The sequence below is a fragment of the Streptomyces sp. NPDC006134 genome (assembly GCF_040628835.1).
Classification (GTDB): Bacteria; Actinomycetota; Actinomycetes; order Streptomycetales; family Streptomycetaceae; genus Streptomyces.
Genome location: NZ_JBEXTV010000110.1, coordinates 1 through 9916 on the forward strand (window position 1 = coordinate 1; position 9916 = coordinate 9916).

7 protein-coding genes and 1 pseudogene are annotated in these 9916 nt (G+C 72.8%); 6 read left to right on the plus strand and 2 right to left on the minus strand.

Annotated features, from left to right (window positions below; genetic code table 11):
- Positions 1–304: 304 nt before the first annotated feature.
- A complete protein-coding gene (locus ABZ340_RS35820; RefSeq protein ID WP_358786077.1) occupies positions 305–1108 on the plus strand; it encodes an SAM-dependent methyltransferase in 804 nt (267 codons plus the stop codon).
- Between the two features lie 189 nt (positions 1109–1297).
- Positions 1298–1489 (plus strand): annotated as a pseudogene (locus ABZ340_RS35825) (crosslink repair DNA glycosylase YcaQ family protein); the annotation flags it as partial.
- Between the two features lie 248 nt (positions 1490–1737).
- Here ABZ340_RS35825 and ABZ340_RS35830 read toward each other — a convergent pair.
- A complete protein-coding gene (locus ABZ340_RS35830) occupies positions 1738–2580 on the minus strand; it encodes a LuxR C-terminal-related transcriptional regulator (RefSeq protein ID WP_358786078.1) in 843 nt (280 codons plus the stop codon).
- Between the two features lie 163 nt (positions 2581–2743).
- Here ABZ340_RS35830 and ABZ340_RS35835 point away from each other — a divergent pair, with 163 nt between their 5' ends.
- From ABZ340_RS35835 to gcl, 4 genes are all read left to right on the plus strand, one after another.
- Positions 2744–4414, plus strand: a complete 1671-nt coding sequence (locus ABZ340_RS35835; RefSeq protein WP_358786079.1) for an AMP-binding protein — start codon at positions 2744–2746, stop codon at positions 4412–4414.
- Entirely contained in the window at positions 4411–5994 is a 1584-nt protein-coding gene (locus tag ABZ340_RS35840; RefSeq protein ID WP_358786080.1) for an AMP-binding protein, read from the plus strand. The genes ABZ340_RS35835 and ABZ340_RS35840 overlap by 4 nt, the downstream gene beginning before the upstream one ends.
- Before the next feature lie 128 nt (positions 5995–6122).
- Positions 6123–6950, plus strand: coding sequence for an alpha/beta hydrolase (locus ABZ340_RS35845; RefSeq protein WP_358786081.1), 828 nt, complete (start codon positions 6123–6125; stop codon positions 6948–6950).
- A gap of 243 nt (positions 6951–7193) precedes the next feature.
- Positions 7194–8978, plus strand: a complete 1785-nt coding sequence (gene gcl / locus ABZ340_RS35850) for a glyoxylate carboligase (RefSeq protein ID WP_358786082.1) — start codon at positions 7194–7196, stop codon at positions 8976–8978.
- Between the two features lie 79 nt (positions 8979–9057).
- On the opposite strand, the gene ABZ340_RS35855 is transcribed toward gcl, so the two are convergent.
- Positions 9058–9678 carry a TIGR04222 domain-containing membrane protein gene (locus tag ABZ340_RS35855; protein WP_358786083.1) on the minus strand — a complete coding sequence of 207 codons (621 nt, stop codon included), beginning with the start codon at positions 9676–9678 and terminating at the stop codon, positions 9058–9060.
- Positions 9679–9916: the final 238 nt, after the last annotated feature.

Here is a 9916-nt window from a genome sequence, read left to right on the forward strand (position 1 = left end):
GTCCGACACGGGTGAGACCGGGAAGCTGTACCTGTACAAGGGCACCGGCAGCGGCGGCCTGACGAGCCGTACCGAGATCGGCACCGGCGGCTGGTAACACCGGCCACACCGGAACGGGCCCGCGCCGAGCGGCTCGACGCGCACGACGGACGGCCGTGCACGTCGAGCCGCGTCCCCGCCCCGGGGCCGCGGCCGATGCGGAGGCGGCCCGGGACACGGGATCAGGGAGCGCATCGTTCCTGACATACTTCGCCCGTCAACGAAATGGCCCACGGTGAAACCGCATTGAGTAGAGGCTGGCTTCATGGAACACATGCCCGATGACGTCAGAGACCGCCTGCAGACCGACCGCCCGCACTCCGCCCGAGTCTGGAACTACCTGCTGGGCGGCAAGGACAACTACCCCGTCGACAGCCAGGTCGGCGACGTCATCCTCACCAAATTCCCGGAGTTCGCCGCCGTCGCCCGGCTCCAGCGCCGGTTCCTCGCGCGAGCCGTGCGCTTCCTGGCGGGGGAGGCGGGCATCCGCCAGTTCCTCGACATCGGCACCGGGCTGCCCACCGCGGACAACACGCACGAGCTGGCCCAGCGCATCGCGCCGGAGAGCCGCATCGTCTACGTCGACAACGACCCCCTCGTGCTGACCCACGCGCAGGCCCTGCTGACCAGCAGCCCCGAGGGGGCGTGCGCCTACATCGACGCCGACGTGCGCGACCCGGAGCACATCCTGGCCGAGGCGTCGCACACGCTGGACCTCAGCCGGCCGGTCGCCCTGACCATGCTGGGGATCATGGGGCAGGTCGCCGACGCCGACCGCCCCGCGGACCTGGTGTCCGCGCTGCTGGCCGGCCTGCCGTCGGGCAGCTACCTGGCCCTGAGCGACGGCACGGACACCAACGAGGCGCTCAACACGGCCGTCGAGATCTACAACGGGCAGTCGGCCAACACCTACCACCTGCGCTCGCCCCGGGAGATCGCCTCGTACTTCGAGGGCCTGGACCTGGTGGAACCCGGAGTCGTGCCCACCGGCGCCTGGCGCCCGGACCCCGGACAGACGGCGCAGACCATGGCCGAGGTCGCGGTCTGCGGCGTGGCCCGCAAGCCCTGACGCGACGGGTGCGCCGGCCCGCCCGGCGCCCTCCGCGCCGCTCCCCCTCCCGGGCGCGCCGGAGCGCGACCGCACGGCGGCCCCTCCGGTCGGCCATGCGGACAGCATCTGTCCGCATGCGCCGTTACCGTGCCCGGCATGACGCCCACGGCACCCACCACGGCCTCGGCCCCCGCACCCGTGCTCGGCCACCGCACCCTCCTCGTCGACGGTTTCCTGGCCGGGCTGTGGCGCCTGACCGACGACGCACTGGTCATCGAGCCGTTCCAGCAGCCGGCGAAGGCCCGGCGGGAGGAGATCGAGGCCGAGGGCGAGCGCATGCTGAGGGCGCTGTACGGGCAGGCGCCGTACGACATCCGCTTCGGGACCGTACGGCGGTGACGGCGCCCGGCGGGACGGGCCCCGGCGCCCGGTCCGGGCAGCGCCGCCGGAGAGGACGCCCGGCAGCACCGCGGCCGTGCCGCCACCCCGGCCCGCGGCAGCCACGCCGTGCGGCCACGCGCGCACGGCGACCACCGCTCGCCCGCTCGCCACGAGGAGCCGGTCAGCCGTGCGGCCACGCGCGCACGGCGACCACGGCCGCGCCGCCGCATCCCCCGCGCAGTCCCCAACCTCACAGGGCAATACACCTAGGGCAGCCACCCCGCCCGCCGCGCCGCCACCACCGCCTCCCCGCGCGTGCGTGCCCCCAGCTTCCGCATGGCCGAGCGCAGATACGCCTTCACCGTCTCGGCGCGCACCCCGAGCCGTTCGGCGGCCACCGCGTTGGTGGCCCCGGCGGCGACGCACGCGAGCACGTCCACCTCGCGGGGGGCCAGGCGCACCCCGCCCGCCGCGGGCCCCGGACCGGCCGCCAGCATCCCGCACACGCCCAGCAGCTCCGCCCGCAGGGACGCGTCCGCGACGCGCGGCAGCAGCGCCCGCAGCGCCGCGTGCGCCTCCCGGAGCTGCTCCCAGGCCACACCCGCGGCCCCCTCACGCACCGGCCCGGCGGGCCGGGCCGCCGCCACCAGCTCCCGCGCCTCCTCCCGCAGCAGCAGCGCCTGTTCCGCGTCCCGCGCCGCCTCCACGGCCGCGCTCAGCGCGCGGTCGCCCAGGGGCTGAGGGGCGCGCAGGGCGCCGTACAGCACCCCGCGCACCCGGCGCCGTACGACCACCGGGACCGCCACCACCGAGCGCAGGCCCTCGGCGGCGACCGGGACGTCGTACTCGTGGCTGATGTGGCGGGCGGCGGAGTAGTCCGTCACCGCGCACGGCCGGGCCAGTGCGACCGCCTTGCCGCCCAGGCCGCTGCCGGGGGTGACGGCGAGGGAGCTGAGCGCGGCCGTGGCGGTGCCGCTGAGTTCGCTGATGCGCACCTGCCGCCGGCCGGACTCCATCAGCCCGCCGAAGACGACGGGAAGCCCGGTGGCGCGCCGCAGCCGCCCCAGCGCGCTGCGGATCTCCACCACGTCGGCCGCGTCTGCTGCCACGTACGTCGCCCTTTCCGGTACGGCTCGCCGGGGCGCGCTCCCGTTCGAGGGGTTCGAGGGCTTTTCCCGGCGCACACCCCCGTTCGGGGGTAGTGAGACCTGCATCACGGATTACACGATGGCAGCGAGCCGCCCGGCAATGGTCCGGCACCGAGGAGGACAGATGACGACGGCGACGGAACTCTTCCGCAGGGCACGCGACTTCCTGCTGGAGCACCGCGAGGACTACGCCACCGCCTACGAGGGCTTCGCCTGGCCCCGCCCGGAGCGCTTCAACTGGGCGCTCGACTGGTTCGACGCCCTCGCCGACGGCAACGACCGCACCGCGCTGCATCTCGTCGAGGAGGACGGCGCCGAGACGCGGCTGACCTTCGCGCAGATGTCCGCCCGCTCCGGCCAGGTCGCCAACTGGCTGCGGGAGCAGGGAGTCGCCGCCGGGGACCGGGTGCTGGTCATGCTGGGCAACCAGGCCGAGCTGTGGGAGACGGCGCTGGCGGCGATGAAGCTGCGCGCCGTCGTCATCCCCGCCACCCCGCTGCTCGGCCCCGCCGACCTGCGCGACCGCGTGGAGCGCGGCCGGGTCCGGCACGTGATCGCGCGGGCCGGGGACACCGGCAAGTTCGCCGGCGTGCCCGGCGGCTACACCCGCATCGCGGTCGGCGGCGCGGCCGGGGACTGGCGGCCGTACGAGGACGCCCGCGCCGCCTCCGAGGTGTTCACCCCGGACGGCCCGACCCACGCCGACGACCCGCTGATGCTGTACTTCACCTCGGGGACGACGGCCCGCCCCAAACTGGTCGAGCACACCCACGCCTCGTACCCCATCGGGCACCTGGCGACCATGTACTGGATCGGCCTCAAGCCCGGCGACGTGCACCTGAACATCTCCTCGCCCGGCTGGGCCAAGCACGCCTGGTCCAGCCTCTTCGCGCCGTGGAACGCCGAGGCGACCGTCTTCCTGCACAACTACACCCGCTTCGACGCGGCCCGCCTGATGACGGAGATGGACCGCGCGGGCGTCACCACCTTCTGCGCCCCGCCCACCGTGTGGCGCATGCTCATCCAGGCCGACCTGACCCAGCTGCGCACCCCGCCGCGCGAGGCCGTCGCCGCCGGCGAGCCCCTCAACCCCGAGATCATCGAACAGGTCCGCCGCGCCTGGGGCGTGACCGTCCGGGACGGCTTCGGGCAGACCGAGACGGCCGTGCAGATCGCCAACACCCCCGGCCAGGTGCTCAAGACCGGCTCCATGGGCCGCCCCAGCCCCGGCTACCGCGTCACCCTCCTCGACCCGGTCACCGGCGCGCCCGGCGCCGACGAGGGTGAGATCGCCCTCGACCTGTCCGTTCGCCCCGTGGGCCTGATGACCGGCTACCACGGCGACGCCGACCGCACGGCGGAGGCGATGGCCGGCGGCTACTACCGCACCGGCGACATCGGCGCGCGGGACGAAGACGGATATCTGACGTATATCGGGCGAAGTGACGACGTCTTCAAGGCGTCCGACTACAAGATCAGCCCCTTCGAGCTGGAGAGCGCGCTGCTGGAGCACGAGGCGGTCGCCGAGGCCGCCGTCGTCCCCGCCCCCGACGAGCTGCGCCTGGCCGTGCCGAAGGCGTACGTCGTCCTCGCCGACGGCTGGCAGCCCGGCCCCGACACCGCGAAGGTGCTCTTCGACCACTCCCGCCAGGTCCTCGCTCCCTACAAGCGCATCCGCCGCCTGGAGTTCGGCGACCTGCCCAAGACCGTCTCCGGCAAGATCCGCCGCATCGCACTGCGCGAGGCCACGGCCGCCGGCTCCGGCGGGGAGTACCGCGAGGAGGACTTCCGGTGAACTCCTACGCGCACGGCACCGGCACCACCGCCCTGCTCGGCGACACCATCGGCGCCGGCCTGGACCGCGCGGTCGCCGCCTGGCCCGACCGGGAGGCGCTGGTCGACGTACCGTCCGGGCGGCGCTGGACGTACGCCGAGTTCGCCGCCGACGTCGACCGGCTGGCAGGCGCCCTGCTCGCGAGCGGCGTGACCAAGGGTGACCGGGTGGGCATCTGGGCGGTCAACCGCCCCGAGTGGGTCCTCGTCCAGTACGCCACCGCCCGCATCGGCGCGATCCTGGTGAACATCAACCCGGCCTACCGCGCCCACGAGGCCGAGTACGTCCTCAACCAGGCCGGCGTCCGCCTGCTGTTCGCCTCGCTCACCCACAAGACCAGCGACTACCGGGCGATGGTCGAGCAGATCCGCGGGAACTGCCCCGGCCTGCGCGAGGCGGTCTACTTCGACGACCCCGGCTGGGAGCGGCTGCTGGAGCGCTCCGCGCCCGGGACGGCGTACCCGGAGCTGTCCTGCGACGACCCGATCAACATCCAGTACACCTCGGGCACGACCGGCTTCCCCAAGGGCGCCACGCTCTCCCACCACAACATCCTCAACAACGGCTACTTCGTGGGGGAGTCGATCGGGTACACCGAGCAGGACCGGGTGTGCGTGCCCGTCCCCTTCTACCACTGCTTCGGCATGGTGATGGGCAATCTGGCGGCCACCTCGCACGGCGCCTGCATCGTCATCCCGGCCCCCTCCTTCGACCCGAGGGCCACCCTGGAGGCGGTGCAGCGGGAGCGCTGCACGTCGCTGTACGGCGTCCCGACGATGTTCATCGCGGAGCTGAACCTCCCCGACTTCGCCTCCTACGACCTCACCTCGCTGCGGACCGGCATCATGGCGGGCTCGCCCTGCCCGGCGGAGGTGATGAAGCGGGTGGTCGCCGAGATGCACATGGGCCAGGTCTCCATCTGCTACGGCATGACGGAGACCTCCCCGGTCTCCCTGCAGACCCGCATGGACGACGACCTGGAGCACCGCACCGGCACCGTCGGCCGGGTCCTGCCGCACCTGGAGGTGAAGGTCGTCGACCCGGCGACGGGCGTGACGCAGCCGCGCGGCACGGCGGGGGAGCTGTGCACCCGCGGCTACAGCGTGATGCTCGGCTACTGGAACGAGCCGGAGAAGACCGCGGAGGTGATCGACGCCGGCCGCTGGATGCACACCGGGGACCTCGCGGTGATGCGCGAGGACGGGTACGTCGAGATCGTCGGCCGCATCAAGGACATGATCATCCGGGGCGGCGAGAACGTCTATCCGCGCGAGATCGAGGAGTTCCTGTACGGCCACCCGAAGGTCACCGACGTCCAGGTGGTCGGGGTCCCACACGAGCGGTACGGCGAGGAGGTCCTGGCCTGCGTGATCCCGCGCGACCCGGACGACCCGCCCACCCTGGAGGAGCTGCGCTCCTTCTGTGCGGACCGCCTCGCCCACTACAAGATCCCCAGCCGTCTGGAGATCCTCGGCTCCTTCCCCATGACGGTCTCGGGGAAGGTGCGCAAGGTGGAACTGCGGGAGAAGTACGCGGGCTGATCCCCGGACGCGATCGTCCCCGCCGCGTTACCTCCGGAGTAATCGACGGGGTGCTCCCCGCCGGGTGAGAGTGGCCGCCCGGGGGCGCCGCGGCGGGTGGCGCCTCGTCGTCCGGAAGGGACTCGGCCATGCCGTACTTCGAAGGATCCGACGGGACCAGCCTGTTCTACACCGACTGGGGGCAGGGCAAGCCGGTGGTGTTCGTGACCGGGGCCTGGCTCGGCAGCAGCTCGTGGGAGTTCCAGATGCTCCCGCTGTCCGAACGGGGCCTGCGCTGCGTCGCCTTCGACAAGCGCGGGCACGGCCGCTCGGACTGGGTCGGCCACGGCTTCGACTACGACACCCTCGCCGACGACCTCGCGGCGCTGCTCGACCACTGCGACCTGCGCGAGGTGACCTTGGTGGCGCACTCGATGGGCGGTGGGGAGGTGATCCGCTACCTGTCCCGCCACGGCTGCGACCGGGTGAGCCGGGTGGTGCTGATCTCGGTCACCGCGCCGTTTCCGCTCCGGGCGCCGGACAACCCGGAGGGGGTCGACCGGGGCGTCTTCGACGCCGGGCTGGCGGAGCGGAGCAAGGACCGCCCGAGGTGGATGGCCCAGAACGCGCAGGCGTTCTTCGCGACGCACCTGGGCAACCAGGTCTCCTCCGAGCTCATGGAGTGGACGGTGCAGAGGTGCCTCGACTGCTCGGCCAAGGCGGCCGTCGAGGTGGTCAGGACGGGGTACTACACCGATCTGCGCGAGGAGGCCGCCGCGCTCCGGGTACCGGCCCTGATCATCCACGGTGACGCCGACGCCTCCGCCCCCGTCGAGCTGTGCGGACGGCGGCTGGCGAAGCTGGTGCCGGACAACGTCTACAAGGAGTACCCGGGAGCGGGGCACGGCGTCTTCCTCACCCACGCCGAGCGGATCAACCAGGACCTGCTCGACTTCATCGGGGCCGCCGGCTCCTGAAGACACCGGGTATCCCCTTCGGCACCGGCCGGCCGCGGCCCGGGCGGCCGGCGGTGGCCCGGCCGCCCTCTCCTCTCCTGACGGCCTTCCCTCTCTTGACGGCCTTCGGCGGCACCCCTACATTTACTTCCAGATCGTAGAAGTTGATTTCCACAATGTGGAAAGACATAGGGAACGCTACGGAATTGCTCACCGCGGGGCGCGACGGGAGTGCGAATCCGACAGCCGAAGCAGGAGTACTCGATGGCTCGTATGACCGCTGCCCGCGCGGCAGTTGAGATTCTCAAGCGCGAGGGCGTCACCGATGCGTTCGGTGTGCCCGGCGCGGCGATCAACCCCTTCTACGCGGCGCTCAAGGCCTCCGGCGGCATCACCCACACCCTCGCCCGCCACGTCGAGGGCGCCTCCCACATGGCCGAGGGCTACACCCGCACCCGCCCCGGCAACATCGGCGTGTGCATCGGCACCTCCGGCCCGGCCGGCACCGACATGATCACGGGGCTGTACTCCGCGACCGGTGACTCCATCCCGATCCTGTGCATCACCGGCCAGGCGCCGACCGCGGTGATCCACAAGGAGGACTTCCAGGCCGTCGACATCGCCTCCATCGCCAAGCCGGTGACCAAGATGGCGGTCACCGTCCTGGAGGCCGCGCAGGTCCCCGGCGTCTTCCAGCAGGCGTTCCACCTCATGCGCTCCGGACGTCCCGGCCCGGTCCTGATCGACCTGCCGATCGACGTGCAGATGACGGAGATCGAGTTCGACCCGGAGACGTACGAGCCGCTGCCGGTCTACAAGCCGGCCGCGACCCGCGCCCAGATCGAGAAGGCGATCGGGATGCTCAACGCCTCCGAGCGCCCGCTCATCGTCGCCGGCGGCGGCATCATCAACGCCGACGCCGCCGACCTGCTGGTGGAGTTCGCCGAACTGACCGGCACCCCGGTCGTGCCGACCCTGATGGGCTGGGGCGTGCTGCCCGACGACCACGAGCTGAACGCCGGCATGGTCGGCCTGCAGACCTCGCACCGCTACGGCAACGCGACCTTCCTGGAGTCCGACTTCGTCCTCGGCATCGGCAACCGCTGGGCCAACCGCCACACCGGCAAACTGGACGTCTACACGGCCGGGCGGAAGTTCGTCCACGTCGACGTCGAGCCCACCCAGATCGGCAAGATCTTCGCCCCGGACTACGGCATCGCCTCCGACGCCAAGGCCGCGCTGGAGCTGTTCGTCGAGGTGGCCAAGGAGCTGAAGGCGGCCGGCAAGCTGCCCGACCGCTCGGCGTGGGCCGCCGCCGCGCAGGAGAAGAAGGCCACCCTCCAGCGCCGTACGCACTTCGACGACATCCCGATCAAGCCGCAGCGCGTCTACGAGGAGATGAACAAGGCGTTCGGGCCCGAGACCCGGTACGTCTCCACCATCGGCCTCTCCCAGATCGCCGGCGCGCAGATGCTGCACGTCTACCGGCCGCGGCACTGGATCAACTGCGGCCAGGCCGGCCCCCTCGGCTGGACCGTCCCGGCCGCGCTCGGCGTCGCCAAGGCCGACCCGGACGCGCAGGTCGTCGCGCTCTCCGGCGACTACGACTTCCAGTTCATGATCGAGGAACTGGCCGTCGGCGCCCAGCACAAGATCCCCTACGTCCACGTGCTGGTGAACAACTCCTACCTGGGCCTGATCCGGCAGGCGCAGCGGGCGTTCGACATCGACTTCCAGGTCAAGCTGGAGTTCGAGAACATCAACTCGCCCGAGCTCGGCGTCTACGGCGTCGACCACGTCAAGGTCGCCGAGGGCCTGGGCTGCAAGGCGATCCGGGTGACCGACCCGGGTGAGCTGGGCGCCGCCCTGGAGCAGGCCAAGAAGCTCGCCGCCGAGTACCGGGTGCCGGTCGTCGTCGAGGCGATCCTGGAGCGCGTCACCAACATCTCCATGTCGGGCACCAACGACATCTCCAACGTCGTGGAGTTCGAGGAACTGGCGACCGAGCCGGGCCACGCCCCCACCGCCATCAAGACGCTGAAGGTCTGACGGCCCCCGCGCACCACCGGCACGGCCCCCCTCCACCGGAGGGGGGCCGCTGTCGTGTCCGCCCGCCGGGCCTCGTTCCCTACCCGCCGCCGCCGCAGCCACCGCCGCCGCCGCAGCCGCCCCAGCCTCCGCCACAGGAGCCGCCCCCGCCCCCGCGGTCCCCGTGGTACGGAGGCCGCTTCCCGCCGGGGGCCGCCTCGGCCCGCGGGAGCAGTCCGGCCCGCAGGGCGAAGCGCGGCACGAGCAGGCGCAGCGCGCCGTCGCCGTGCAGGGCGACGGCGAGCAGCTTGTCGTCGTGGGTCATGCCGCGCCGGCTCGTGGGCAGGGGATGCCGCTCGCGCAGGGCGCGCACGAGGCGGTGGGCGGCGCGGTTCGGGCCGAGGAAGGGGAAGCGCAGCAGCCCGGCCTCCGCGAGGCCGACCCGCAGCTCGGCCAGGGCGAGACGGACGTCCGGGTGCCGCACCAGGTCCCTGATGCCCAGGGGATGTTCCCGGAGGGCGGCGAGCACCGCGGCCCGCAGCGGCTCCGGCGCCCGGGGCGCGGCGTGTGCCGGCAACGCCCGTACGGTGCCCGGGCGGCCCGCCTCGACGGCTCCGCGCAGGTACAGGCCGACCACGGCGACCGTGACGGCGGCGCGCGGCCCGCCCCGCACCAGGGCGACCTCGTACGGCGTCCGCGGGATCGGCGGCTCCCGGTTCATGGCGGCACCCCCTCGCACGGGGGCCCGCCGCCCCCGTGCCGGCGGGCCCCCGTGTGAGGGGTATGTGCCCGCGGCCGGGGGCGGTTCACGCCTGCCGGGGCCGGGTCCAGAGGTTGATTTGAGGATGCCGTAGCGCGCCTACGGCCGGCACCCGAGGCGCGCGGCCCCCCGCCCCCCCGGCACGCCCACAGGGGCGCCCGAACGGCAGAGCGTCGGGGAGGGGAAGAGGGTGGAAGGA

Bases quoted from the DNA above. Each gene is read 5' to 3' on its own strand.
- ABZ340_RS35820 (WP_358786077.1), top strand. From the start codon at position 305: ATGGAACACATGCCCGATGACGTCAGAGACCGCCTGCAGACCGACCGC.
- ABZ340_RS35835 (WP_358786079.1), top strand. From the start codon at position 2,744: ATGACGACGGCGACGGAACTCTTCCGCAGGGCACGCGACTTCCTGCTG.
- ABZ340_RS35845 (WP_358786081.1), top strand. From the start codon at position 6,123: ATGCCGTACTTCGAAGGATCCGACGGGACCAGCCTGTTCTACACCGAC.
- gcl (WP_358786082.1), top strand. From the start codon at position 7,194: ATGGCTCGTATGACCGCTGCCCGCGCGGCAGTTGAGATTCTCAAGCGC.
- ABZ340_RS35855 (WP_358786083.1), bottom strand. From the start codon at position 9,678: ATGAACCGGGAGCCGCCGATCCCGCGGACGCCGTACGAGGTCGCCCTG.